Below are 25,221 nucleotides of genomic sequence, written 5' to 3'. Positions count from 1 at the left end.
TTCGTTTACCATTCTGTTGTATTTTTAATACCAAGTTTCACGGGATCAAAGACGGGATCCTTCCCTTCTTTTTTCTGCTGTTCATAATCTTTTAGTGTTAACAATGCAGTTTTCTGCATAATTAGCACCGCTATAATATTCAACCAAGCCATGATTCCTACGCCTATATCGCCTAGCCCCCAAGCAGTGCCACCAGTACTTACTGCGCCGTAGGTTACACTACCAAGGAAACCTATGCGAAGTATCCACATCAACACTTTGCTCATTTTCTTACGTCGTAAATAGTACAGGTTGGATTCGGCAATAAAATAATAGGCTAAGACGGTTGTAAAGGCAAAGAACAGAAGCGCAACAGCTACAAACGCATCACCTATAGCAGGAAACTGCGCGGAAATAGCAGCTTGCGTAAAGAGAGGGCCCTCTTCTACTCCAGGTAATTTCTCATAGAGATATCCCCCAGTTCCGTCTTTCACGTTATAAAGGCCAGAAAAAAGAATCATAAGCGCCGTGGCAGTACATACAAAAAGAGTGTCGATATAAACCGAGAAGGCCTGCAGGATACCCTGCTTGGCGGGATGGGTAGTTGCAGCGGCTGCGGCAGCATGTGGTGCCGTTCCCTGCCCTGCTTCGTTGGAATAAATCCCTCTTTTAACGCCCCAGGCTATTGCAGATCCTATAACCCCTCCAAACGTAGCATCTGCACCAAAAGCAGAATTAATAATAAGACTAAAGACTGCAGGAATATTTTCCAAGTTGAGACCGATTATTACTAAAGCCATAAGAATATACGCTCCCGCCATAAAGGATACGGTAATTTCTGCAAATCGACCGATACGTTTCACTCCTCCTATAATAATTAGCACAAGTGCACCGACCACTCCCAATCCTATATAGAGTTTGTCAAACCCAAAGGCGCTTTCCATACTTTGCGCAATACTATTGGACTGGACTCCTGGAAGGAAAATAGCGCACGCTATAATAGTTGCAATAGCAAAAAGTACGGCGTACCATTTCTGACCCATTCCCTTCTCTATATAATACGCGGGTCCACCCCGATAGTGACCGTTCTTTTCAACTTTGTAAATTTGCCCTAGTACGGCTTCTATAAAGGCGGTTGCACTTCCTAAAAATGCAATAACCCACATCCAGAATATAGCGCCAGGCCCGCCCATGGCGATTGCTGTTGCAACGCCCGCAATGTTTCCTGTCCCTACTCTTCCTGCAATTGCAATGGAGAAAGCTTGAAAGGGAGACACACCCTTTTCGTTAGAGTTCTCTTTAAACAGTTGGCCTATCATATCCCTTAGAAAACGCACCTGCACGAATTTAGTCCGTATGCTAAAGTAAAGCCCCGCACCAATACATAAAACTATCAGAGCATTAGACCATATAAGCTCGTTGGCGGTCACTATAAAACTATCTAATAAAACTGTAAAATTATTTTGTTTCTCCATGCGTTAAAAATGGCGGTAATAATACGAAAAAATAATTATTTTTAAGAAATGAAATCTTTATACACCATAGCTTTAGCCATTTCATTGCTTTTTTCGCAATTCGCTACTGCACAGCACACGGATGCTTCCGCCTTACATAATCAGTTCTTGACCGAGTATAACACACTTCTCAAAACTCATTATGATACTGAGCGTCAAACACTTCAGCTTTCACCGCGATTAGCTGAAGAAATATCTGCCCTGCGGCAGTATTACACTTTAACCCTAGCCCAAATGAAAACCCAAGATCCTTCCTTGGAAGCCTTCAGTAAGCAGTATTATCGAATATATCCCGATATCAATGCGGTGTTCTTTAATCGTGACAACCAATTTGTCTCCAATCTCGACGAAGAAAAAAAACAAGCACTAAATGCCCGATTGGTCCAAATTTGGAAAACCATTCCCAACCCCTTGTACAATAAAGCTGTACATGCTTCAGATAGGCTCCAAAGAGAGAAATTCCAGCTGGTAGTACCTTATAATTTCAGTTTGTTCCAATCCTACTTTGATAACTCGCAGCGCAAGCGCGATTACGTAATAAATTTTCTACTTTACTTACCCTAAGGAAATACACCGCTAAATTTGCATACCTTTAAGCTCTCAAAGAAATTAACATGAAAAGACTGATTCTACTCACTGCTGTTTTACTTCTGTCTCTGTATTCCTGCCGCTCGGAACAAGACGACGACCTAGACAATTCTGCTTATGTAGGAACCTGGCAGTGGGTGTCCACCAATCCTGGTAACGGCGGACCACTTGAAACACCAGAAACCACAGAAACCCAGGCCACATTAATTTTTACTACAGATGGTTCGTACCAATTCACTGAAGATGGACAAATAGTGAATCAAGGTACCTATAAACTGTACATTGATGTCACTGATACCGACCACTCGGAAAAGGTATTTATTGATTTTTCAGGCCGTGAAGACCTGATGGTTTTTAGTATAACCGAATCACAGCTAATACTAGTAGAAGATAAGTCGGCAGGCAAAACATTTGCTTATAGTAAACAGTAATAGAAAAATTTACAGAGCGTTAAGCTCACTATAAACCAAGCAAAGGCCCTCGATAATATCGCTTGCCACGACCGATTCTATACCTTTTGTCAAAGACACCAACTCGGCACTTCTCCCATGAATCCAGACGCCTAGAACCGCCGCCTGGATTGGATCATAATTTTGTGCCATTAACGACGTAATTACCCCCGTAAGGACATCACCTGATCCAGCCTTTGCAAGTGCGGCGTTTCCAGATAGATTATAATAAATGTTTCCATCCGGACACACTATCTGTGTCCTGTGGCCCTTGACTACCACTATAATTTTGTTTTTTTTCGCAATCTGTAATGCCGTGTCAAGCCGAGCAAATGAACTAGCATGCAATCCAAATAAGCGGTCAAATTCTTTGGGATGAGGCGTTAAAATACTCATTGGCGGTATTAATTCCATAAGTTCGCGATTCTGCCCAATGAGATTGAGCGCATCTGCATCGAGTACAACGGGGAAACAAGAATTTTGCAACAAGTGGCGTAGTAAAGCCAGGGATTCGGCACCTGTACCCATTCCAGGTCCAATCCCAAATACCTGATGCACCTGATCTGCCTCAAAGTCATCCTTATCTAAAAAAATTGCTTCTGGAGCCGCTGTTTGTAATACCACGCGACACTCATCGGGTCCTACTGCATACGTGTACCCACTTCCTGACCTAAGGGAAGCCCTTACTGCAAGAAGAAGTGCACCACACATGGACAGACTGCCTCCAATGAGAAAGCTTTTGCCGTAATCGCCTTTATGGGAAAAATTGCTTCGTGAGCGGTAGATAGACCGGACCGACTCTGTATCTACAGTGCATCCGTATATGGAGCGCAAACCTTCGGGAAATTCCAGTCCGATCGGAACAAAAATTAAAGTACCACAGTACTCTGCGTACTCGGGGTGCAGAAGGTTTCTTTTCCATGCGCCCAGAACGAGAGTATACTCTGCTTTAAAAATTCCCTCAACAGACATGTGCGCATCTACAGAAAGGCCAGAGGGCAGATCCAGGGACACTTTAATCCCTTGACTTTGGTTCATCAGGAAAATTATTTCTTGTAAACCCGAACGTAATGGACCGGTACATCCCGCGCCCAACAGAGCATCAACAAGAATGTCGCAACTATTCGTAATTTCTGAAGTAAAATCCTCCCACTTCATGATGAATTTAGGAAAGTCCATTTGTATTAGTGACAGTTGCTCTTCAAATAGGTCCGAGCAATGGGTTCTATCTGCGTTCAAGTATACAAAACAAGGCACCTCGTTTTCAAGTAAATGACGGGCAACTACCAGTCCATCACCACCATTATTACCAGAACCACAGAATACGTGGACTCTACAACCTGGCTGAATATTGCGGAGAAGAACTTCAAAACATGCCCTTCCTGCCCTTTCCATAAGTTGGGAAAGAGTTGTAGACTGCTGGGATGCAGTAAACTGCTCCACATCTAACAACTGCTGGTAGGAAAGTATCCACATAGAGCTTTTATTTCGATCGTAATTAAAATCGTGTTTGCTTTATACTAAGTTATTTATATTTATTATTAACTTTGAAGAGAACACTAAAAATAAATTATGGGATTTGTACAGGAATTTAAGGCTTTTGCATTTAAGGGCAACGTGATCGACCTGGCAGTGGGTGTAATAATTGGAGCTGCATTTGGTAAAATTGTTTCCTCTTTAGTGGAAGATGTAATTACCCCTTTACTTCTAAACCCTGCACTTAAAGCCGCGGGAGCTGAAGATATTGCTAAACTTACATGGAATGGGGTGGCTTACGGAAATTTTCTTTCCGCAGTGATTAGCTTTCTTTGTATTGCACTAGTACTTTTCTGGCTCATCAAAGGCGCAAATAAACTTAGCAGAACTGCTCCAGAAGAGCCTGCTGTTCCTGCTGGACCTACCCAGGAAGAACTTCTCACGGAAATCCGCGACCTTCTTCGTTCAAAAAATCTGTAGACCAGAGGCCAAAATAGAATAATCTCAGAGCTGGGTATGCTACTAACTCTGGATTTGCAGAATGCTGGAAATTTGCTCAGCAAGCGACAGACCGATACGGTCTTGGGCTTCAAGGGTTGAGGCGCCAGTATGCGGCGTTAGAGAAATTTTAGGATGGGTAAGAATCTCCACTTTTGGCTGTGGCTCATTCTCAAACACATCAAGACCAGCAAAGGCTACTTTTCCCGAATCCAGCGCTTCAATCAATGCCCACTCGTCAATGATACCTCCACGGGAGCAATTCACTAGACCTACACCTGTTTTCATCTTTGAAAATTGATCAGATCCAATAAGATATCCTCCTGTTTGTGAAGGCACGTGAAAGGTTAAGAAATCCGAATGTTCTAGTAACTGCTCCAGTGGCTCGGTTTCGATATCCACATTGATAAATTGGTTATTGTAAAACTTGACCTTTATAGATGCTCTTCCCACGTTGCTGTCTGCAGCAAGGACGCGCATTCCCATGCCCAGAGCTATCTTGGCTACTTCTTGTCCTATTCGGCCCATTCCGATGATGCCAATGGTTTTACCACGAAGTTCGATGCCAGGGGCGTATTTCTTCTTTAAGGCCATGAAATTACTATTTCCTTCAACGGGCATTCTGCGGTTACTATCTGGAAGAAACCTTACCCCTGAAAATAAATGCGCAAACACCAATTCTGCAACCGATGCAGAGGATGCTGCAGGAGTGTTTATCACATGAATATTCTTAGAACGCGCATAATCCACATCAATATTGTCCATTCCAACTCCTCCCCTTCCAATGATTTCTAGTGAGGGACATGCATCAATAAGTTCCTTTCGTACCTGCGTGGCACTGCGTACCAGCAAGGTCCTTATTTTATGTGTATTAATAAAGTCTTTTAACTCTTCCTGCGCCACTTTTTGAGTAAGCACAGTAAATCCTTTCGTTTCGAGTGCATCAATTCCGGACTGATCAAGCCCATCGTTTGCTAATATCTTCATAAACTTTCTAATCTTTAAAAACCTGAACAGTCACTTCCTTTTCCACAAAATCCGTGAATTTACCTTCGTATCTTGTGGCTCGTACAATATGATTGTCTACCCAGTGGTAGTTACCTCCTCTGGGCTTCCCACAGAGAATACTATGGTATTTGAATCCGTGTCGGTTCAACCATTCTGCAGTAATTTCCTTTAAATCCTCTGTCCTAGAGGTAAAAAAACAGATTTGGTGACCCTCATCGTACCACTTATTTATTGTTTCCAAGGCATCAGGAAATGGTTGACAGGTAACCATGCGTTCTGGCTCTTCATTGGGTATATCCTCTGTAATGGTGCCGTCAATATCAATGAGATAATTTTTGATTCCCTTGCCAAGAGAGGGTGAGATGTTTTTATGGTCCATAGGTTCCATGCAAGTAAATTTAAGTGCCAAAATTACAAATAATCGTTCAAATAGGGTGAAGTATACAGAAGGAATGCATAGGAAGTGTTATGCAATCGGATTAGAAAATCAATAGGGTTTTTTCTGAGCCTTGACTAGTAAAAAATGATTAAATTTGTCTATATGGAGGAAATGGTAGTTTTAGTGGACCCTAAAGATAACGTTTTAGGCAGAATGGATAAATTAGTGGCGCACCAAACTGGGGTTTTACACCGTGCATTTTCTGTGTTTCTATTTAACCAAAAAGGGGAAATGCTATTGCAGCAGCGCGCCAAAAGCAAATACCATTCTCCAGGTCAGTGGACCAATGCCTGTTGCTCACACCCGCGCCTATTAGAATCCTACAAGGATGCTGCAAAACGAAGGTTAATGGAAGAGCTTGGAATAGAAGTCTCCATTTCAGAAAAATTCCATTTCATTTATAAAGCGTCTGTTGGTGGTGAGTTAACGGAGCACGAACTTGACCATGTATTTACTGGTATCTACGATGGTAAATTCCATCTAAACCCGGAGGAGGTCATGAATGTCCGATATATTTCATTAGAAGAACTAGAAAAAGAAATGCAGGCGTATCCTAACCTGTTCACTCCGTGGTTTACCATCATTCTCAACGAGTATAAACAACATCTTTAATACGATCAAAAAAATAAAGAAATGAATAAAACACCCCTCTTTGCTACACATGTAGAAATGGGCGCCAAGATGGTACCTTTTGCTGGATTTGAAATGCCGGTCCAATACAGTGGGCTTATGGAAGAGCATTTTGCAGTACGTGAGAAAGTCGGACTTTTCGATGTATCGCATATGGGCCAGTTGATGGTCGAAGGACCGGGAGCAAAGGATTTGCTTCAGTTTGTCACATCCAATAATTTGGAAACCCTTGAAAACAACAAAGCACAATACACATGTCTTCCAAATGAGAAAGGCGGAATAATCGATGATTTGATAATCTACCAAATTGATGACCAAAAGTACTTCGTGGTAGTAAATGCCTCCAATATTGAGAAAGATTATTCTCACATTTGCAAATACAATGCTTTTGATGCCAAGGTCAGCAATCTCTCTGATGGAATGTCTTTATTGGCTCTACAAGGGCCTAAAGCTTTAGAAACCCTACAGAAACTAACCGATGCAGACTTGAGCACTGTATCCTACTACCACTTCACAACAGGTTCTCTAGCCGAAGTCCAGGACATTATCATTTCCAACACTGGATACACCGGGAGTGGAGGGTACGAACTTTATTTACCGAATGAGCATGTGCTTAAAGTATGGAATGCCTTACTGGAAGCGGGTAAGGAATTTGGCATCCTGCCTTGTGGTCTAGGGGCGCGAGATACGCTACGCCTAGAAAAGGGTTTTTGCCTTTATGGGAACGACATTGACGACACCACTTCACCATTAGAAGCTGGCCTTGGATGGATCACTAAGCTTGATAAGGGTGAGTTTGTAGGCAAGACTGCCATAAGCGAATTAAAGGAGAAAGGCATTACAAGAAAACTAGTAGGTTTTATCATGCAGGAAAAGGCCATTCCAAGAAACGGATACCCTGTGGTCGATGAAGACGGAAAGACAATTGGGCATGTCACCTCAGGAACCATGTCCCCTATGCTAAAAGTTGGTGTGGGACTGGCCTATGTGGAAAAACAGTTCTCCGCAGTGGAGAGCAAAATTTACGTTCAAATACGCAACAAGCAAATAGAGGCCAAAGTAGTAAAACTTCCTTTCGTATAACATATACATGTTCTCAATTTAAAAGCGTCCCGACAAATTTTTGCCTGGACGCTTCGCTTAAGTTCTATTCAAAAGTATACTATTTCACTTCTATTGCTTTGGCTTTGTGCACAGTCACTTCTTTCTTAGGTACTACGACTTTTAAGATACCATCCGTATAGCTGGCCTCAATGTTTTCCTGATCTACAGACTCAGGAATCGTGAAGGAACGACGGAAGGAACTATAATTGAACTCGCGGCGCGTGTATCTGCCGTCCGAACTGGTATCTTGTACATCGGATTTATCCTCTGCAGAGATTTCCAGTTGGTTGCCTTCTAGATTGATCTTGAAATTCTCTTTTTTCATACCAGGAGCAGCAAATTCAATTTCAAAGGCATTGTCACATTCCTTTACATTTACAGATGGTAAAGTAGCGGATGACTTCTGACTATCAAAATCAAAAAGATCTTTTGTAAAAAAATCATCAAACAAACTGTTTCGTCTCATTAATGTTGTCATAATATTTGGATTTTGGTTAAAAATAATTTGCATTCTTTTTAATCAAAAACCGCAAAGAATATTCCGAACACTCCTTTTAGTAATTATGACAGTAACCCACTCATTTATTGGACATTACGTCATACAAAAACTACATAAAAAAGTAAATAATGTCAATTTGACTGCTATTTTTTTCCATAAACCTGACGCAGTTCCTCTTGCACTGCTTTATCATTACCTATAAAAATTTGCTGCTCTGTAATCACAACAGGTCTTTTAAGAAAACTATAGTGTGAAAGAATCAGTTTACGGTATTGCTTTTCATCCAACTGCGAAAGATCAATATTTCTAGCTTTGATCTGCATTGATTTCCGACTGAATAAAGCCTCATAGGAACCTGCTAGTTTTACCATCTCCTCAAGTTCAACTTCGCTTACCGGACTACTTTTTATTTCCCGCAATGCAAAGTTAGAGAGATCCAATTGCTCCATTATTTTCTTATTGGTTGAGCATGTCTTTAAATAAAATAACTTTTTCATTATAATTGGTATATCAAAAAAAACCTGACACGTGGTCAGGTTTTCGTTTCATTTTGTTATCGTGCAATATTAACTGCTCGGGTTTCTCGGATTACCGTCACCCTGACCTGTCCAGGGTAAGTAAGTTCGTTTTGAATCTTTTCTGATATATCGTACGATAATTGGGAAGCAGCATCGTCATTTACTCGGCCACTTTCAACCATAACCCGTAGCTCACGACCTGCCTGTATTGCATAAGCACTAGAGACGCCCTCAAAACTCATCGCTGCGGCCTCTAAGTCCTTAAGTCTTTGAATATACGATTCAAGTACCTGTCTTCTGGCGCCTGGTCTAGCACCAGAAATAGCATCCGCCACTTGGATTATAGGAGACAATAGCGAAGTCATCTCCACTTCATCGTGGTGTGCTCCAATGGCGTTAATAACCTCCGCATTTTCACCATATTTTTCAGCCCATTGCATACCTAGCAATGCATGCGGAAGCTCAGATTCCTGTTCTGGAACTTTACCAATATCATGTAATAGTCCCGCACGTTTAGCAAGTTTAACGTTTAATCCTAATTCAGCCGCCATCGTTGCCGCAATGTTGGCCACTTCTCTGGAATGCTGAAGAAGGTTCTGACCGTAGGAGGACCTGTACTTCATGCGACCTACAATCTTCACCAACTCAGGGTGCAAACCATGTATACCTAAATCAATTATCGTACGTTTCCCTATTTCAATGATCTCCTCCTCAATTTGCTTTTTAGTCTTCTCAACAACTTCTTCAATACGAGCCGGGTGAATTCTTCCATCGGTTACCAAGCGGTGCAAAGAAAGCCTTGCAATTTCCCTGCGAACAGGATCAAAACAAGACAGCAATATTGCCTCCGGAGTATCGTCGACTATAATTTCCACACCAGTTGCAGCTTCTAAAGCTCTAATATTTCGTCCCTCTCTACCAATGATTCTTCCTTTGATCTCATCCGATTCAATGTTAAAAACGGACACAGAGTTTTCAATGGCCTGTTCGGTCCCAATACGCTGGATGGTCTGAATGACAATTTTTCTTGCTTCATTCTTCGCATTAAGCTGGGCCTCCTCCATGATAGTTTGTACATGTGCCTGCGCACGAGTCTTGGCTTCGGCTTTTAGAGTCTCCACCAACTCTGCCTTGGCATCATCCGCAGAGTACCCTGCAATCTTCTCCAGAATTTCAATTTTCTGCGCAGTAATAGTATCTAATTCTGCCTGCTTACGCTCTAAGAATTCAGTCTTCTTTGCGTAATCTGCAATTTGTCTGTCTAGATCCTTTTCCAGTTTGCCATTTCGACTCAGATCATCGTTGAGTTTCTGTTCTTTATCTTTAATCCGCTTTTCGGCTTCCTGCATTTTTCTTTCTCTCTGTTGAATATCTGCATCGTGTTGGGATTTTAACTCTAAGAACTTTTCCTTTGCCTGTAACTGCTTTTCCTTCTTTATAGATTCTGCTTGCACAGAGGCCTTTTCAAGTAAATTTTCTGCATTCTTCTTGGCGTCTTGAATTATAAATTTTGCCTTGGAATTTAGTGAGCTACGGCTGTAAAGCATGCCAAGAACACCTCCAATCAATAAGGCAACAATGCCAATTACTAAGTGTACTATATCCATATTTTATTCTAGTTTAATTTGTTTCAATTTGTTTAAAAAAAAACCTACAGCAGTTCAATGATATAGAGTAAACTCCTAATCAACACGATTTGAGCTGTTTTTTACGGTTTGTAATCCGCGCAAGACGGCACGCCATTCCGTAAACTTTCGCCCGGTAATTGTTTAGCGTTGAGTTTACCTGTAATGTGTTAGAACTACTGTAGGCAGATGTCTGGAAAAGAAAATCTACTTTTCCATTGCTTCTAAAAGCTTATTCAGATGCTGAACACGCTGTAATGAAGCATTAATATTTTTATCATTAGTACTTTGTACTACTTCAGCGTTGGTCCCTAATTTGAGTGCACACATAGCCAAGGCATCCTGCTTGTCCCGTATGTCAAAATTGGATTCAAATTCCTTAATCATAGTCTCAATCTGCTTTCCCACTTTACGTAGGGTTTCCTCCTCATTGGAAGGCACATTGAGAGGATAATTTCTTCCTGCAATCGTAATGGTTATTCGTCTTACCTCCATTTATAATCCCTTATGCTGAAGTTCTGCAATGCATAAATCTACTTCCTTTATTAGCCGATTAATATGGTTTTTCATTAAGCGGTTATGGTCTGGATTACCTGAAATTGCAGAATGAAGTTTAATGCTTTTATGCTCTTCCTCAAGTTGTTGACTTCTTCTGCGTTCAAGCGCTAGTTTATCCTGCAGTATTTTATGTTCCGCAGTAAGTTCTGCAAGCTGAAACTGAAGATCCTGATACTCTTTCTTAAGACTCAGAATCCTTCTTTCTAAAACAGAGAAATCATTTTCCAAATCCTTTAGCATCTTAGACTTTTCATTCTAACTATTGCAAAAATATAAAAAAAACTTTCATTTAAAGGCAAAAGCAATCGATATTTTAGGACAGAATGCTTCCCCGAAATTGACATTCAACTCGTGAGCTAAATACGGGTTAAGGCAAGTTAACGTTACTTGGTAGCCTTGTAAATGGTGGCAATTCCCATACTTACTTTGGTGTATTCTACTCTAGTAAACCCCACCGTCAAGAGTATCTTTCGTAATTTTTCTCCGTAAGGAAAGGCATTTACTGAATCCGGCAGGTAGGTATATGCACGGTTATCCTTTGAAACCATGCGCCCAATCAAAGGAAGTATATTTTTGAAATAAAACATGTACAAAGGACCTAGAAATCCTTCCACTTTTGAAAACTCCAATATATAGACGCTGCGTTCCTTTTTAACCACACGAAGAAGTTCACTAAGCCCTTTTTCAAGGTTCTCAAAGTTACGAACCCCAAAAGCTACGGTAACTCCGTCAAAATGATCATCCCCGAACGGCAAATTCTCTGCATCTCCTTTCACCATCTCAATTTGTGTGGATTTATTTAATTTGGAGATTTTCTCAATACCCACGTTTAACATTTGCTGCGAAAGATCAAGTCCAATAACCTTGGCCCCAGTACCTTTTTGAACTGCAATTGCTAAATCACCAGTGCCCGTTGCTACGTCCAGCACTGTCTGTGGTTGGTCCTTTTTCAACCATTTGACCAACTTGTTGCGCCACAGTACATCTATTTTCATAGATAGTACATGATTTAAAAGATCGTATTTCGGAGCAATATTGTCAAACATATCTTCTACTTGACTTTTTTTGCTCTGCTCGCTGTTATAAGGGGTAACTTGTTTCAAAATCTAAAATTTGTAGTATTGTTTGTAGTAAAGTAAAAAGTCCTGCTTTCTGAAGATCTTCACACGGGATTCCACTTTATCAATATTTTTCACCACTTTATCGTAATCTTCGTTGATATTAAAATAAAATTCATCCGTATATAATTTATCCATCTTTTTTGCTCCTCCAAAATATTTCTTTCCATCAATCATCGTGTGCCCTAAAGTGGATAGTAGTGAATCCTTTTTTAAATCGTAGCCATAGTATTGTCGGTGTATATAGTAATCCGAGTGGGTGATGTTTACCAAACCCCGCACTCCATTTACTGTGAACATACTGTCATACATAAGTTTCTTCTCAGAATCGAATACCTCGATCCGGTTGGATCCCTTTTTTAAATCCACCTCTACATACTGTCCAGAAGACAGAATCTTTTGCGGCCCGGCATTGATTTTAAAGTAGTATGTTTCTGGAGTGGGATTATCAACAAGATACACATCTTTCTTTGCAAGAAACTGGAAATATACCCCGAAGGACAGAGCAAAGGCTCCAAGAGCAACAAGGAGTCCAAATAGAGCTGGATTTTTCTTAATCATACGATATATCGAAAGGCAAATTTAATAATTATTTTGCTTTGTACTTGATTACGTATTAATTCTTAACTTTGCTTCCCTAAAACAGTGAAGACAGATAACTTTATGCCTAATACAATTATCATAGGATCCGGCAGTTATATACCCTCTCTTACCATTAGTGGTAAGGACTTCGAAGATTCGGTGTTCTATGACGACAACAATGTCTTAATAGACAAACCAAGTAAGGAAGTAATTCAAAAATTTGTTGAAATTACCGAAATTGAGGAACGCAGATACCTCGAGCCAGGCATGGTCAATTCCGATATGGCCGCCAAAGCTGCTAAAATTGCTATTGAAGATTCCGGAATCGATCCCGAATCACTAGACTACATTATCAGTGCAACCAATTTTGGGGATGTTGACGAACACGGACAACAAAGCTTTATGCCTTCCCTATCGGCAATAATAAAAAACAAATTGGGCATCGCCAATCCCCGTTGCGTCAATTACGACATGATATTTGGCTGCCCAGGTTGGATTGAAGCTTTAATCCTGGCAGACACGCTTATTAAGGCTGGAAAAGCTAAGACAATTTTGGTTGTAGGCTCCGAAACTTTAAGCAAGGTTACTGATTCTTTTGACCGCAACAAGATGATCTTTGCCGACGGTGCTGCCGGAGTAGTGGTGCAGGCTACAGAACGGGAAGATGTTGGAATTCTCTCTACAAACACTCTTTGCTTTAATGGAGAAGAAATAGAATACTTAGAAAACGCAAGGTCATTGAATCCAATGGCCGATCAAAGTAAGAAATATATACGCATGCGTGGTCGCAAAATATATGAATTTGCACTCAAGCATGTACCTGACGCCATGAAAGCTACGGTCGAAAAGGCAGGACTTTCTATAGAGCAACTGGATAAAATCCTATTGCACCAAGCCAATGCAAAGATGGATCATGCCATCATCTCCCGACTTTTTAAACTCTATGGTATTTCCAATTACGATCATAGTGTAGCGCCTATGACTATTCAGCGGTTTGGTAATTCTTCTGTGGCTACAGTCCCTACGATGTATGATCTTATCAAAAGAGGTCGTATGGAAGGACAGCATTTCGATCCAAAAGGTTACGTTTTAATGGCTTCCGTGGGTGCAGGGATGAATATCAATGCAGTTATTTATAAACACGGATAACACATATACAATAATTTAATATAATAAGAAACCGGGGGGCATGCATTTTGAGTATAAATGGTGCCCCCTAGCATTTTGATTTAATGAGACAAAGTATACTTATCCTTACAGGAATACTCTTCTTTCTGGAATTTTACATTTATTTGGGTTTTAAATCCCTATTCACCAGCTCCACTGCCAGAAACATTTATCTTCTATTTACCGCTTCTATTTATATTTTTCTGCTCTATCATTTCTTTCAGTTCCGCTCCGATGAGCAAAACAATCATGAGCGAGTGCAACTTGTAGCAACTGTGTTTCTTGCTTTCCTTCTTCCCAAACTGCTAACGGGCATCATTTTACTCATAGATGATATCATACGGGCAGGACAATACTTGTACAGCACCACTACCCCTGGAGATACTTATCTGCCCGAGAGGCGTAAATTCCTTAGTGGAATAGGGTTAGGACTAGCCGCCACTCTAACGCTATTAATCCTTGATGGTGTTGCATTTGGAAAATACCGCCACAAGGTTCGGAGGGTAAAAATTAGACTTCCTAATCTACCCGAAGCCTTCAGAGGGTACCGCATCGTACAGATTTCAGATATGCACGCCGGAAGCTTTCTAAATCCAAAAAAGCTAGAGTCCGCCTTTAAACTGATAAACAAGCAAAACGCAGACCTGATCGTATTTACTGGAGATATGGTAAACAATAAAGCCACCGAACTTCTCCCTCTACAGCATTTGTTTCGATCTCTTAAAGCGAAAGATGGAAAATTCTCTGTCCTTGGCAACCACGACTACGGCCAGTATGTGGAGTGGCGTACCGAGAAAGAAAAAGACCAGAATTTACTGGATCTAATATCCTATAAAGAGGACGCAGGATTTGTTACACTTCGTAATGAACACGTCACAATCCGCAGAGATGGTCAGGCGCTACATCTTGTAGGTGTGGAAAATTGGGGAGAGAAACCTTTTCCTCAGTACGGGGATCTGGACAAGGCTACCAAAGGTTTGGAAGTAGACTCTGCAAAGGTGCTACTAAGTCATGACCCTACACATTTTGACCAAATAGTGAAGCACCACCCCAGCAAAATTGGTCTCACTCTCTCTGGCCATACCCATGGAATGCAGTTTGGACTGGACCTAAAAAACATTAAATGGTCGCCTGTACAGTATAGGTATAAAAAATGGGTCGATTTATACGAATCCGCTGGTTCTTATTTATATGTAAATAGAGGGTTTGGCGTCATTGGTTATCCGGGACGCGTGGGAATGCATCCGGAAATAACTGAGATTGAGCTCATCTAATCAATAGTACGAAAAGATATAGGTTATTTGCTTAATTTTGTGGACATAAGTTTTCGCTCATGCCCCAAAAAATAAAAGAAAATCTCAGTCAGGAAAAACTCCAACAATTGGAGATAATTGGCGCTATAAAAGACACTCAGGATCCTAAAATACATGCTTTACTTCACGCAGTTTCAATCATTGCCAGGGCACCCTTTGTTGCCTTAGTGGTCGCTGGCAAAGAAAAACCCTGTATAATTGCTTCGCACGGCTCAAAGGACTCTTTCACTAATCTTACAGAACATATTTCTCTTGACATACTTGGAAGTTCCTCAGTGTATAGTGGAGTCTATCCATCTGAAGAAGATAGATTTACTTCGGTCGACAATTCAAATAGTCCCCTATACTATTCTGGCTTCCCTCTTCATTTAGATAAAGACATCGTCGTAGGTAGCTTAATTATAGTACATAATCATGTAAACCCCTTCACAGACGACCAAAAGGAATCCATTGAAGAGATACTGCGAGTGGTAAGACACTTGCTTCAAGAGAAGAAAACAAGTATGCAATCGGGATTTTTTGAAGACATTTATAACCTTACCACCAATTTAGTTTGTGTTCTGGACTGTAATGACCAAATCATCGAATACAATAAGGCATTTGAGCGTATATGTGGATCTAGTCGCATCATTGAAAATAATAATTTTTATCAACTTCTCCAAACTATCTCCAAAGCCAGTAGCAGTACCTTAGGCGACCATTTAATTAGTGGTAAGGGCGAAGATTTCTTTATCACCACCATACAAACGGATGTTGAAGATGTTATTGTAGAGTGGCATCTAAAGCCTGCTAAAGATTCCTCCCATCAATTCTGCTTTGGTAAAAACGTAACACATTTACTTTCTGAAAATTTAAAAGTCGAACGTTCCCAACAAAGATTCCAACGGTTTTTCGAAAATGCAATTGGCCTAATGACCATGCATGATCTAGAAGGAAATATCATAGCAGTGAACGAGAAAGGTAGGGAAACTTTAAAATATAGCACTTCGGATTTAAAGCAACTCAATCTTAAAAATTTAGTACCAGAAGAAAATTTAGTATTTCTTGATCAGTACTTACAGCGCATAGAAAAAAATGGCTCTGATGTGGGCACAATGGTACTTAAATCTAAAGACGGGCAACGTCTGGTATGGATGTACCACAATATTTTAGATTACGATGAACAGGACAAACCCTACGTAATTAGTACAGCACTTAATATGACAGAACGTATGGAACTGGAAAAAGACCTGTTTTTTACTCAGAAGATCTTAATGCAGACCAATGAAGTAGCCCGCGTCGGAGGGTGGCATTTAGACTTGGAAACAGGAAAAATCTTTTGGTCGGACTCAACAAAACGAATATATAAGGTTTCTGACGACTTCGAACCCACATTGACAAATATCCTAGAGTTCTATAAGGAGGAAGAGCAACTTATTCTACAAAACCATATAAATACAGCCATTGAAAAGGGAATCTCTTACGACTTTGTAACCGAGATGCAGACTTTTGAAGGTGAGCAGATATGGCTACGAATTAAAGGGGTACCAGAGTTTGAGAAAGGGAAGTGCCGCTCCCTATTTGGCATTGTACAAGACGTTACGGAAGAAAAGAAAAATCTAATAGAACTGCAAAGAAAAGAGGCCATGATGCGTTCGTTCGCAGAAAATGCTCCGGTTCCACTTGCAATGCTTGATAACGACTTGCGTTATATGGTAATGAGCAGTGCTTGGAGCAATGAGTTTGACATTCCACAAACTTCTATTGGGAAGCATATTTTCGAAGCTAGTGTAGTACCTGAGGAGAGAAAGCGACTCTATGTCAATGCTGTCCGTGGAAAGGAGTACCGCAATGATAATTTTGAGATAATACATCCTGAGAAGGGACGGTTAAATTATAAATTGGTAGTAAAGCCTTGGAAAATATCTGCCGACTCTATTGGAGGCGTAATTATTTCCATTGTTAATATTACTAATAATATCAACATTCAAAAAGAACTTAAAGAAGCCAAAGAACTTGCCGACAGAGCAAGCATTGCCAAAACGGAGTTTCTGGCCAATATGAGTCATGAAATAAGGACTCCATTAAATGGGGTAATAGGTTTTTCCGACTTGCTCTTACAAACGCCGCTAAACGAAGTCCAGAATCAATATTTAAAATACATTAACGAGTCGGGTGAAGCTCTACTTAGTCTTATAAACGACATACTTGATTTTGCTAAAATCGAGTCAGGTAAGATGGAACTGTACATCGAAAAGCAGAATATAAAGGAGCTTCTCGGTCAGGTGGTTAACATCATACTCTATCAGGCACAAAAGAAAGGGTTAGAACTACTGCTCAACGTTCCTCCAGAAATTCCGGAAACGGTGTGGATGGATAGTACCCGCACGCGGCAGGTACTTATTAATCTACTAGGGAATGCACTTAAATTTACCGAAACAGGAGAGATAGAACTCAAAGTAGAACAAATTGAAAAGGAGGACAGCAATGTCACTCTTCGATTTACAGTTCGTGACACAGGCATAGGAATCCCGGAGGACAAACAGGAACGTATTTTTGATGCGTTTACTCAGGAAGATTCCTCTGTTAGCAAAAAATACGGTGGCACAGGTCTGGGTCTCACTATTTCTAGTAATATTTTACGTTATATGAACAGCCAGTTAACGCTTCGCAGTGAGCCCGGTAAAGGATCAGAATTTTCATTTGACCTTACCTTACCTTACGAAGAATCGAAGCGGGCTGAATTTAAAATCACTCTAAAAAATGCACTTGTTGTTGACGACAATGAAAATAATCGCATAATCATGGAGCATATGCTTCGTTATAAGGGTATATCGTCCGTAGTTGCCTCTAGCGGATTGGAGGCGCTCCAAATCTTAATGCAGCGAGATGATTTTGACGTTATTTTGATGGATTACCATATGCCGATACTGACAGGTGCAGAAACCATCACCAAAATCCAAGAGCTTTATAAGACTAAAGGAGAGAAACAACCCGTCACCATCTTGCATACATCCTCCGAAGAGCATGAATTAGTTCGAAAACTAAAACTGGATCTCAATTCACTCTATCTTATCAAACCAATAAAATCCGAGGAACTTTATGCGATTTTAGAGAGGGCTAGTTTGCAAGAAGACAGTACCTACACCAACCCGTTAACTGACTCCGGCCCGATAGTTACGGAAAAAGATAACAGTACACTTAACCACTTAAAAATACTGGTAGTTGATGACAATCCAGTCAATCGTGTATTGAATATAAAAATGATGAGCACAATAGGATCGGATGTACAAACAAGTGAAGCTACAAATGGTGAAGAAGCACTAGATCTTTGCCAGAATAACCAGTACGATTTAATTCTAATGGACGTTCAAATGCCAATTATGGATGGCATAGAAGCTACAAAGAAGATAAGGTTATTACCAGCTTATCAGCATACGCCGATTATTGGAGTCACCGCAGGAAATGTCCTAGGAGAGAGAGAAAAATGTATTTCCGCAGGGATGAGCGAGTTTTTGCCAAAACCGTTACGAAGAAACGAACTGGAAACTGCACTATTCAGTTTCTTTCCTTCAAAGCATTCTATTCCTACCCCAAAAAAAACAGCTTTACTGGAAGACACTTTTCCAACACTTGATAAAGAAATACTACAAGAACAAGTACAAGGTGATGAAGAATTTGCTCAGGTATTTCTTAACCTGGTCAATGAAGAAATTTCCAAAGCACAGGAATCTTTAAAAGCAAATGCACTAACCAGAGAAGAACTTAAGAGTCTCGCGCATAAGTTAAAAGGCACTTCTTCCACCAGCGGACTTATGCGCACTTCTAACCTATGCAAAGAACTGGAAGAGCAACTGAAAAATGGGAACGAAATAGAGCATCTGTTAACTGAATTAAAAGAGGAGCTAATAAAAGCCCAGCAGGAACTTGAAAACTTAAAATTAGAATTATGACTATATTATTGTCAGAAGATGATGAACTTATATTAAGAACAGTAGAACACCATCTGAAAAAGCAAGGCTACCATGTGCTCATTACGCGTAATGGAAAAGAGGCAATAGAAATTCTGAAGATTGAAAACGTTGACCTTATTATTACCGACATTATGATGCCCTTTGCAACAGGTATAGAAATTTTAAGTGCGGTAAAGCAGATGAATAAGAAAATTCCAGTGATTATGCTCTCTAGTTTAGGGCAAGAAGACGTCGTTCTGGAAGCTTTTAATCTTGGTGCGACTGATTTTATCGTGAAACCGTTTAGTCCTGCGGAACTGCTTGTACGGATAAGACGATTTGAAAACTAACTGACTCAATGCAGAACCAAACCTTCGAGGTCCTCTATTTCGCACTGCTAAGCATTCTCTTGGCTGTGGGAATATTGATTGCGATAGTGTTGATTCTTAATTACTTGAAAATTTTTGAAGTTAAAAGAAAAAAGAAATGGAATTTACTCATTGATCAGTTGCTTGTGGAGGCAATTACCAGGACCGAAATTGCCGACAGAAATGATCAAATTCCCTATAAGCTTTTAAAGAATAATAGTTTCCGCAAGCTCCTAACTCTACGAATTGTAGAGGCGTCCCAGAAATTTTCTGGAACGTCGAGACAGCAGCTTCGCTCCTATTATCAAAGCATGGATCTTCATACTTATTCTTTAAATAAATTACTGTCCAACCGGGAGAGCACAATAGCAGAAGCAATACGTGAACTCTCCGTGATGGAGCAAGTAGACTTGCTGCCCCAAATAAAGGAATTTATTCACCATCCTTCTAAGACTGTCTATTTGGAAGCACAAAGTGCACTTGTTAAAAACTATGGATTTGAAGGACTCCATTTCATGGACAGGTTGGATAAAACGCTTTCCAAATGGCAAATGCTACGACTTCTTATAGCAGTAAAAGAAGTACAACCGGAGCAGTTAGAAAAAATAAAAACTTGGCTTTTACATGATAATCCAAGCGTGGTTTCCATGGCCTTGATGCTTGTTAAAAAATTCCGTCTATGGGAATTGCATGCAGAAGTTTCTACGCTCCTAACACATGAAAATAAAGAAATCGTAAAAAACACGATCACAGCATTAACCTACATAGAAAACGATAGTACTAGTAAGATCCTAACTTCCATTTACCACAATAAAGACACCGAGATTCAGCTTGAGATTATGTGTGCCCTAGGCAAGATAAGGGACCAAGACACATATCCTTTTATTAAAGAGCAGCTGCTAAATAGTAAGAGTACCGATATTAGAATACAAGCTGCAAAAAATCTGGAGTCTGGTACATGGACGGGATGGAGTACTGACATAGACGATACCGTTACATTAGCAATAGTTCGTCATGCTAAAAGTGAATTGATATGACGTTCGGAAATAATCTTGTCATAGATATACTTATGGGGTTCTTTTTACTCTATGGTTTGGGTGTGTTAATCACATACGCATGGATTGCGGTTTATGCTTTGGGTGCGGTAAAACACTACAAGAAAGGCAATACTCTAACTGATTATGGTCTAATTGCATCTAATACTGACGCTCCTAGATTCTCGTTACTGGCTCCGGCATATAACGAAGGGATGACGGTTGTGGAAAATGTACGGTCACTGCTTTCTCTCTATTACCCAAATCTTGAAATTATCATAATAAACGACGGCAGCAAGGACGATTCCATATCCCGACTTGTGGAAGCATACCATCTTGAAAAGGTACCCTACTTCGTTGAAAACAAGATTGCTACTAAGGAGATTAGGGCTATATATAAAAGTTCCAATCCTGCCTTCAAAAGACTCGTTGTTGTAGATAAAGAAAACGGCGGAAAGGCTGACGCACTGAATGTAGGAATCAACGTTTCCACCGGGGAGTATCTTGTATGCATTGACGTAGATTGCATTTTAGAACAAGATGCTATTCTAAAATTATCCAAACCGTTTATGGATACTACAGACAAAAGAGTTATCGCATGTGGTGGAGTGATTAGATTAGCAAACAATTGTACGATTAAAGACGGAAAGGTTGTGGAGGTCAAAATGCCTCGTAGTTGGCTTGCACGCGTGCAAGTTCTCGAGTATATTAGAGCTTTTATATTAGGAAGAATGGCTTGGTCACGAGCCTCGGGTCTTATTTTGATTTCTGGAGCATTTGGGGTTTTTGATAAAAAAATCGTGTTAGCTTGCGGAGGATACGATTCCTCTACAGTTGGAGAAGATATGGAACTCGTAGTGCGGATGCGCCGCTACATGGAAGAGAAAGAGCTGCCCTATGATGTGGTTTCTATTCCAGATCCCTTGTGCTGGACTGAAGCACCAGAATCAAAAGATATTTTAATGCGCCAACGCAACCGATGGATGCGCGGAACGATGGAAACGTTATGGAGCCATCGAAAAATGATATTCAATAAGAAATACGGTAAAATGGGGATGTTAAGTCTCCCCTACTGGTTTTTGTTTGAGTTCTTAGGACCTCTAGTCGAATTTACAGGCTATGTCTTATTCTTTGTTTTCTTACTTCTTGGTGTTATAGATTGGCAAATTTTTCTTGTACTCCTTTCTCTTGTACTTTCCGTCGGATTCTTGTTCTCCATTTATGCAATTCTGGTGGACTTAACAAGTTATCAAGTTTATTCTAACAGAAAAGATTTCCGCTTGCTTGTACTTACCGCTTTGATTGAGCCTTTCTACTTCCATCCGAAGGTGGTGTGGGCGAGTGTTCTTGGTTTCAAAGACTATTTCAAAAAAAACCATTCGTGGGGGGTAATGACCCGACAGGGTTTTTCTCAGAATACCACCAAAAAAACTACAGCGGCCAGAAGTTGGAAACATGCACTCTATTTTTCTTCCGCTGCAGCACTTATCTATATTGTCCTGGCATCAATCCTAGGAATAGTCGAAGTAATTATTGCACACTCTGAAAGACCGTTTACTGATATTTTTGGTACTACAATAACCCTCTTAACCAATGTAGCTCGGACTTCTGTCTTAGTAGCTACCGTAGGAATGGCTTTAGGTTTTGTCATAATCTTAATTCACAAAAAATCAGGTGAACTGTTTGCAATAGTTTATGTAATGCTAATGGTAATTTTACAATTAATATGCTTAATCTACTTTCAAGAATCTCATAATCTTTTAGGTGCAGACCTGTGGCATTACAACCTCCAGGATGTACAAACCACCTTGCAGGCGGCGGGAGTTTTAAAGGCAAATTACTTTGTGATTGGATTTATTGCTCTTCTTCTACTTTATCAAATTCTTATGAAGCTGACATTGAAACTAAAAAGTAATGAGTGGATTGCATTGTCTATAGCCACTATAGCTATAATATCTTTACTACTACCTCCAGCCACATTCGCCAGCAAAACAGTGACCTACCACGAGCAAAATACGTCAACCAGTAAGTTGGGATATTTTATCAAACAAAATTGGGAAGAATTGATCAGCTCAACCCAAAGTACTCAACCACTTAAAAAAGCAAGTAATTTTGATTCCAATTACCCTTTTTTAAAAGAGAGGACCTCCACCAATTTCTTTGATAAATATTTCACATCCACCAAGCAAAAGCCACATGTAGTGCTTATTATTGTCGAAGGTCTAGGAAAGGCCTATAGCGACTCTAATGGGTACATCGGTTCCTTTACCCCTTTCTTACAATCATTGAAACCAAAGAGTCTTGTATGGGACCACATGTATAGTTCCTCAGGAAGGACATTTGAAGTGTTACCAGCCATACTCGGTTCTTTACCTACAGCAAAAAATGGCTTCTTGGACCTTGGTGAGTATCCAGAACATTTTAATTTGGCCAACATCTTCATAAAAAATGGCTATCGGGCAAATTACTACTATGGTGGCGATGCGGATTTTGATAATATGTCCAAATACTTATTAGCTTCTTCTATTAAAATCAAAGATCTAAGAGATTTTCCAAAGACGTATCGTAAACTACCCTCGAACTCGGGAGAGAGCTGGGGCTACGAAGATCAAGCGGTTTTCTCAGAACTGCTAGTGGACCTCTCAAAAACACAGCAACCAATGCTGGCCACAATGATGACCCTTTCGGCACATAGTCCGTTCAAGGTTAATGACCAAGATTTTTTTTCAAAAGAAACTCAGAAGATCATTTCAGAGTTGCCCGATTCAAAAAAGAAAATTGCAAGTACTTATAAAAATGAACTAGCTGCAGTAGTTAATTCCGATTATGCAATAAAGAATTTTTTTACAGAAGCGCGTAAATTTCCATTCTTCGAAAACACGATTTTTATAATTACAGGCGATCACAGTATTCCTGAAATAGAACTTGAGAGCAGAGCCAGCCGCTACCAAGTCCCGTTTTTAGTTTATTCTCCTCTGCTGACGCAATCGGACCGCTTTGAAGCTATAGTAAGTCACTACGATGTGGCTCCTTTTATAACCACCGTATTTGAAAACCTATACGGCTTAAAAGTTCCAGCGAAGACCTCTTGGTTAGGAACTGGCTTACAGCCAGACCTTAGAACGTCCAGATATATACCACTGATGCAAAGTAAATTTCTATCCGATGAGTATATTTATGGAGATGTGTATACCAGCCCCCAAGGACAATATAGACTTCCTAATTTATCGCCTGTTTCTGATCCGTTAATTAAAAAAGCTTCCAAGCAAGCACATAAAGAGTATATTGAAAAAAATTCTTTGTTTCTGCAATCCAGAAAGTTACTACCGGACTCCACTTTCAATAACTATATTAAACGAAAGGACTTTTAAAAATTTCTGGCGTAGCCCAGACTAAAATCATATTGGTTACCAATAGTTTCAGGGCGGTACTCTTGGCGGTAGTATGTGCCGGAAATAGTGAATAAATTATTTTTCGATAGGGTAAAATTATAATCCGCCCCTACCTTAAATGTCTTCAACTTGTACACGCCATCAGGAAGCAAACTATTCAACTGTTCTTCTGGGCTTATACCCGTTCCTACTTGAATTCCCAAATAATTGTTTGCATCACTAAAATAATATCGGGTTGTAGCAGTATAGGAATGCGATACGTTTTGGGAAGATGGGGTTAAATACGTCCGGAAATTAAACCAGAAGTTTTTATAATACTTACCAACGCTGGCTGTATACATCCAAAGACCGTCACTAAAATACAAATGTCTAACGCCAACTTCAGCCTCAAAACTTTTAGGAAGATTGGCATACAAGGAGGCTCCTAGTCTAAATTTGGGAAAAATACCCACGTCTGCAGAATAACCCGTACCTACATACATATAAAAGGTCTCCGAAATCCTTGGGTACGCTTCTAACTCGCCTTGAAATCCAGAGTCACCAAACTTGCTGGCATGATTTAATTTTAAAATCACAGATCCTAACTTGGTCCCTCGTTTATAACTTAATGTAGAGATTCGCCAGTCATCTTCAAACTGCTTATCAAAATGCGAGTGCGTGTATGAAACTCCTATACTGTTTTTTACACCATTAGACTGAACTCTGGTTAAAAGTGATCGCGCATCGGTATTTTGCGGATCAATTTTTAATGCATTCTCCAGATCTGCGAGCGCACTGGCATAATTTTGATCACTGTTATTAATCTTAGCTCTTAGAATGAGCAAGTCTGATGAGAGGGGGTTCTTTGAAACCCCCTCATTTACTATCTCTAGGGCCTTTTCATTGTTATCATTCCAATATTCTAGTGATCCATAAGCAAGAAAAAAATCGGCATCTTCTGTGCCTTTTTCCTTTAGCTCCTTAAATATTTCACGCGCTTTCTCTGGTTGATCGTCCCAAGTGTAAAGTCTAGCTAAAAATATTGAAATATCAGTATAATCAGGTGTAATCTCTAGAGCCTGTTGTGAGAGGCTAATTGCCTTATTATAATCCTTGTCATTAAATGCTGCATTGCGAGCCATTTGAAATAGATCGTCTGAAGAATATTGCTGGGCACTCAGAAATCCAGCAATCAACAGAAATAATACAATAAAGTGCTTCATATAGTCTATTTAACTGTAAAGATACCGAAGATATTTAAATTCTTGATTGAATTTATCGCTACTTTGCGGCTATAATCTTGTGCACAGTCAATTTATCATGAAGAGGAGATAGTCCGGTAATTTAACACGTGCGCTACCACAAACCAAAACGGAGGCAATTTAAACAGAAAAATACTAATTACTACGCTTAGACGTAAGCCAAAAATGAAAATTGCCGTAAGACTTAAC

Annotated in this window: 23 protein-coding genes; 11 read left to right on the top strand and 12 right to left on the bottom strand. The window is 40.1% G+C overall.

Features of this window, described 5'->3' with window-relative positions:
- Nucleotides 1-5 precede the first annotated feature (5 nt).
- On the bottom strand, nucleotides 6-1,454 hold the full coding sequence (locus tag IC612_RS08370) for an alanine/glycine:cation symporter family protein (RefSeq protein ID WP_194739729.1): 1,449 nt from the start codon (nucleotides 1,452-1,454) through the stop codon (nucleotides 6-8).
- 48 nt (nucleotides 1,455-1,502) lie between these two features.
- Between IC612_RS08370 and IC612_RS08365 the strand changes: the two genes are divergently transcribed.
- Nucleotides 1,503-2,057: a hypothetical protein gene (locus IC612_RS08365; protein WP_194739728.1), complete on the top strand. Its 555-nt coding sequence runs from the start codon at nucleotides 1,503-1,505 to the stop codon at nucleotides 2,055-2,057.
- A 50-nt stretch (nucleotides 2,058-2,107) separates the two neighbouring features.
- Nucleotides 2,108-2,512: a GPI anchored serine-threonine rich family protein gene (locus IC612_RS08360; protein ID WP_194739727.1), complete on the top strand. Its 405-nt coding sequence runs from the start codon at nucleotides 2,108-2,110 to the stop codon at nucleotides 2,510-2,512.
- A gap of 9 nt (nucleotides 2,513-2,521) precedes the next feature.
- Here IC612_RS08360 and IC612_RS08355 read toward each other — a convergent pair whose 3' ends face one another.
- Entirely contained in the window at nucleotides 2,522-4,006 is a 1,485-nt protein-coding gene (locus IC612_RS08355; RefSeq protein WP_194739726.1) for an NAD(P)H-hydrate dehydratase, read from the bottom strand.
- Between the two features lie 96 nt (nucleotides 4,007-4,102).
- Here IC612_RS08355 and mscL point away from each other — a divergent pair, with 96 nt between their 5' ends.
- Nucleotides 4,103-4,486, top strand: coding sequence for a large conductance mechanosensitive channel protein MscL (gene mscL, locus IC612_RS08350; protein WP_194739725.1), 384 nt, complete (start codon nucleotides 4,103-4,105; stop codon nucleotides 4,484-4,486).
- Nucleotides 4,487-4,528: 42 nt separating this feature from the next.
- Here the strand turns inward: mscL and IC612_RS08345 are convergent, their stop codons facing one another.
- Nucleotides 4,529-5,491 carry a D-2-hydroxyacid dehydrogenase gene (locus IC612_RS08345; protein WP_194739724.1) on the bottom strand — a complete coding sequence of 321 codons (963 nt, stop codon included), beginning with the start codon at nucleotides 5,489-5,491 and terminating at the stop codon, nucleotides 4,529-4,531.
- 7 nt (nucleotides 5,492-5,498) lie between these two features.
- A complete protein-coding gene (locus IC612_RS08340) occupies nucleotides 5,499-5,900 on the bottom strand; it encodes an LNS2 domain-containing protein (protein WP_194739723.1) in 402 nt (133 codons plus the stop codon).
- A gap of 153 nt (nucleotides 5,901-6,053) precedes the next feature.
- Between IC612_RS08340 and idi the strand changes: the two genes are divergently transcribed.
- Nucleotides 6,054-6,563, top strand: coding sequence for an isopentenyl-diphosphate Delta-isomerase (idi, locus tag IC612_RS08335; RefSeq protein WP_194739751.1), 510 nt, complete (start codon nucleotides 6,054-6,056; stop codon nucleotides 6,561-6,563).
- Nucleotides 6,564-6,584: 21 nt separating this feature from the next.
- The gene (gcvT, locus tag IC612_RS08330; RefSeq protein WP_194739722.1) at nucleotides 6,585-7,664 is read left to right on the top strand and encodes a glycine cleavage system aminomethyltransferase GcvT; all 1,080 of its coding nucleotides are present in this window, start codon (nucleotides 6,585-6,587) and stop codon (nucleotides 7,662-7,664) included.
- Between the two features lie 79 nt (nucleotides 7,665-7,743).
- Here gcvT and IC612_RS08325 read toward each other — a convergent pair whose 3' ends face one another.
- The 7 genes from IC612_RS08325 to IC612_RS08295 all read right to left on the bottom strand — a co-directional run bounded on the left by IC612_RS08325 (nucleotide 7,744) and on the right by IC612_RS08295 (nucleotide 12,564).
- A complete protein-coding gene (locus IC612_RS08325; protein ID WP_194739721.1) occupies nucleotides 7,744-8,163 on the bottom strand; it encodes an Hsp20/alpha crystallin family protein in 420 nt (139 codons plus the stop codon).
- Between the two features lie 164 nt (nucleotides 8,164-8,327).
- Nucleotides 8,328-8,681 (bottom strand): arsenate reductase family protein, encoded by a 354-nt coding sequence (locus IC612_RS08320; RefSeq protein ID WP_194739720.1) that lies wholly within the window; start codon nucleotides 8,679-8,681, stop codon nucleotides 8,328-8,330.
- Nucleotides 8,682-8,737: 56 nt separating this feature from the next.
- Nucleotides 8,738-10,309, bottom strand: coding sequence for a ribonuclease Y (rny, locus tag IC612_RS08315; protein ID WP_194739719.1), 1,572 nt, complete (start codon nucleotides 10,307-10,309; stop codon nucleotides 8,738-8,740).
- 225 nt (nucleotides 10,310-10,534) lie between these two features.
- Complete coding sequence (locus IC612_RS08310) at nucleotides 10,535-10,822, bottom strand: cell division protein ZapA (protein WP_194739718.1); 288 nt, start codon at nucleotides 10,820-10,822, stop codon at nucleotides 10,535-10,537.
- Nucleotides 10,823-11,125, bottom strand: a complete 303-nt coding sequence (locus tag IC612_RS08305) for a hypothetical protein (RefSeq protein WP_194739717.1) — start codon at nucleotides 11,123-11,125, stop codon at nucleotides 10,823-10,825.
- Nucleotides 11,126-11,268: 143 nt separating this feature from the next.
- Nucleotides 11,269-11,988 carry a bifunctional demethylmenaquinone methyltransferase/2-methoxy-6-polyprenyl-1,4-benzoquinol methylase UbiE gene (ubiE, locus tag IC612_RS08300; RefSeq protein WP_407676053.1) on the bottom strand — a complete coding sequence of 240 codons (720 nt, stop codon included), beginning with the start codon at nucleotides 11,986-11,988 and terminating at the stop codon, nucleotides 11,269-11,271.
- A 3-nt stretch (nucleotides 11,989-11,991) separates the two neighbouring features.
- Nucleotides 11,992-12,564: a hypothetical protein gene (locus IC612_RS08295; protein WP_194739716.1), complete on the bottom strand. Its 573-nt coding sequence runs from the start codon at nucleotides 12,562-12,564 to the stop codon at nucleotides 11,992-11,994.
- 102 nt (nucleotides 12,565-12,666) lie between these two features.
- Between IC612_RS08295 and IC612_RS08290 the strand changes: the two genes are divergently transcribed.
- The 6 genes from IC612_RS08290 to IC612_RS08265 all read left to right on the top strand — a co-directional run bounded on the left by IC612_RS08290 (nucleotide 12,667) and on the right by IC612_RS08265 (nucleotide 23,770).
- Nucleotides 12,667-13,734, top strand: a complete 1,068-nt coding sequence (locus IC612_RS08290) for a 3-oxoacyl-ACP synthase III family protein (RefSeq protein WP_194739749.1) — start codon at nucleotides 12,667-12,669, stop codon at nucleotides 13,732-13,734.
- An 83-nt stretch (nucleotides 13,735-13,817) separates the two neighbouring features.
- The gene (locus tag IC612_RS08285) at nucleotides 13,818-15,026 is read left to right on the top strand and encodes a metallophosphoesterase (RefSeq protein ID WP_194739715.1); all 1,209 of its coding nucleotides are present in this window, start codon (nucleotides 13,818-13,820) and stop codon (nucleotides 15,024-15,026) included.
- 59 nt (nucleotides 15,027-15,085) lie between these two features.
- A complete protein-coding gene (locus tag IC612_RS08280; RefSeq protein ID WP_194739714.1) occupies nucleotides 15,086-18,997 on the top strand; it encodes a PAS domain-containing hybrid sensor histidine kinase/response regulator in 3,912 nt (1,303 codons plus the stop codon).
- Complete coding sequence (locus tag IC612_RS08275) at nucleotides 18,994-19,347, top strand: response regulator transcription factor (RefSeq protein WP_194739713.1); 354 nt, start codon at nucleotides 18,994-18,996, stop codon at nucleotides 19,345-19,347. The genes IC612_RS08280 and IC612_RS08275 overlap by 4 nt, the downstream gene beginning before the upstream one ends.
- An 8-nt stretch (nucleotides 19,348-19,355) precedes the next feature.
- Nucleotides 19,356-20,402: a HEAT repeat domain-containing protein gene (locus tag IC612_RS08270; protein ID WP_194739712.1), complete on the top strand. Its 1,047-nt coding sequence runs from the start codon at nucleotides 19,356-19,358 to the stop codon at nucleotides 20,400-20,402.
- Nucleotides 20,399-23,770 carry a sulfatase-like hydrolase/transferase gene (locus IC612_RS08265; RefSeq protein WP_194739711.1) on the top strand — a complete coding sequence of 1,124 codons (3,372 nt, stop codon included), beginning with the start codon at nucleotides 20,399-20,401 and terminating at the stop codon, nucleotides 23,768-23,770. Before IC612_RS08270 ends, IC612_RS08265 begins: the two co-directional genes overlap by 4 nt.
- Here the strand turns inward: IC612_RS08265 and IC612_RS08260 are convergent.
- A complete protein-coding gene (locus tag IC612_RS08260; protein ID WP_194739710.1) occupies nucleotides 23,767-24,993 on the bottom strand; it encodes a YaiO family outer membrane beta-barrel protein in 1,227 nt (408 codons plus the stop codon). The two genes, IC612_RS08265 and IC612_RS08260, sit on opposite strands and share 4 nt — an antisense overlap.
- Between the last annotated feature and the right edge of the window lie 228 nt (nucleotides 24,994-25,221).

Origin of the sequence: Planobacterium oryzisoli (genome assembly GCF_015354315.1) — a bacterium.
GTDB classification, from domain to species: Bacteria; Bacteroidota; Bacteroidia; order Flavobacteriales; family Weeksellaceae; genus Planobacterium_A; species Planobacterium_A oryzisoli.
This window is presented reverse-complemented; position numbering and strand designations above follow the sequence as displayed.

Excerpts from the sequence above, each read along its gene's own strand:
- IC612_RS08370 (WP_194739729.1), bottom strand. The coding sequence starts at position 1,454 with ATGGAGAAACAAAATAATTTTACAGTTTTATTAGATAGTTTTATAGTG.
- IC612_RS08365 (WP_194739728.1), top strand. The coding sequence starts at position 1,503 with ATGAAATCTTTATACACCATAGCTTTAGCCATTTCATTGCTTTTTTCG.
- IC612_RS08360 (WP_194739727.1), top strand. The coding sequence starts at position 2,108 with ATGAAAAGACTGATTCTACTCACTGCTGTTTTACTTCTGTCTCTGTAT.
- IC612_RS08355 (WP_194739726.1), bottom strand. The coding sequence starts at position 4,006 with ATGTGGATACTTTCCTACCAGCAGTTGTTAGATGTGGAGCAGTTTACT.
- mscL (WP_194739725.1), top strand. The coding sequence starts at position 4,103 with ATGGGATTTGTACAGGAATTTAAGGCTTTTGCATTTAAGGGCAACGTG.
- IC612_RS08345 (WP_194739724.1), bottom strand. The coding sequence starts at position 5,491 with ATGAAGATATTAGCAAACGATGGGCTTGATCAGTCCGGAATTGATGCA.
- IC612_RS08340 (WP_194739723.1), bottom strand. The coding sequence starts at position 5,900 with ATGGAACCTATGGACCATAAAAACATCTCACCCTCTCTTGGCAAGGGA.
- idi (WP_194739751.1), top strand. The coding sequence starts at position 6,054 with ATGGAGGAAATGGTAGTTTTAGTGGACCCTAAAGATAACGTTTTAGGC.
- gcvT (WP_194739722.1), top strand. The coding sequence starts at position 6,585 with ATGAATAAAACACCCCTCTTTGCTACACATGTAGAAATGGGCGCCAAG.
- IC612_RS08325 (WP_194739721.1), bottom strand. The coding sequence starts at position 8,163 with ATGACAACATTAATGAGACGAAACAGTTTGTTTGATGATTTTTTTACA.
- IC612_RS08320 (WP_194739720.1), bottom strand. The coding sequence starts at position 8,681 with ATGAAAAAGTTATTTTATTTAAAGACATGCTCAACCAATAAGAAAATA.
- rny (WP_194739719.1), bottom strand. The coding sequence starts at position 10,309 with ATGGATATAGTACACTTAGTAATTGGCATTGTTGCCTTATTGATTGGA.
- IC612_RS08310 (WP_194739718.1), bottom strand. The coding sequence starts at position 10,822 with ATGGAGGTAAGACGAATAACCATTACGATTGCAGGAAGAAATTATCCT.
- IC612_RS08305 (WP_194739717.1), bottom strand. The coding sequence starts at position 11,125 with ATGCTAAAGGATTTGGAAAATGATTTCTCTGTTTTAGAAAGAAGGATT.
- IC612_RS08295 (WP_194739716.1), bottom strand. The coding sequence starts at position 12,564 with ATGATTAAGAAAAATCCAGCTCTATTTGGACTCCTTGTTGCTCTTGGA.
- IC612_RS08290 (WP_194739749.1), top strand. The coding sequence starts at position 12,667 with ATGCCTAATACAATTATCATAGGATCCGGCAGTTATATACCCTCTCTT.
- IC612_RS08285 (WP_194739715.1), top strand. The coding sequence starts at position 13,818 with ATGAGACAAAGTATACTTATCCTTACAGGAATACTCTTCTTTCTGGAA.
- IC612_RS08280 (WP_194739714.1), top strand. The coding sequence starts at position 15,086 with ATGCCCCAAAAAATAAAAGAAAATCTCAGTCAGGAAAAACTCCAACAA.
- IC612_RS08275 (WP_194739713.1), top strand. The coding sequence starts at position 18,994 with ATGACTATATTATTGTCAGAAGATGATGAACTTATATTAAGAACAGTA.
- IC612_RS08270 (WP_194739712.1), top strand. The coding sequence starts at position 19,356 with ATGCAGAACCAAACCTTCGAGGTCCTCTATTTCGCACTGCTAAGCATT.
- IC612_RS08265 (WP_194739711.1), top strand. The coding sequence starts at position 20,399 with ATGACGTTCGGAAATAATCTTGTCATAGATATACTTATGGGGTTCTTT.
- IC612_RS08260 (WP_194739710.1), bottom strand. The coding sequence starts at position 24,993 with ATGAAGCACTTTATTGTATTATTTCTGTTGATTGCTGGATTTCTGAGT.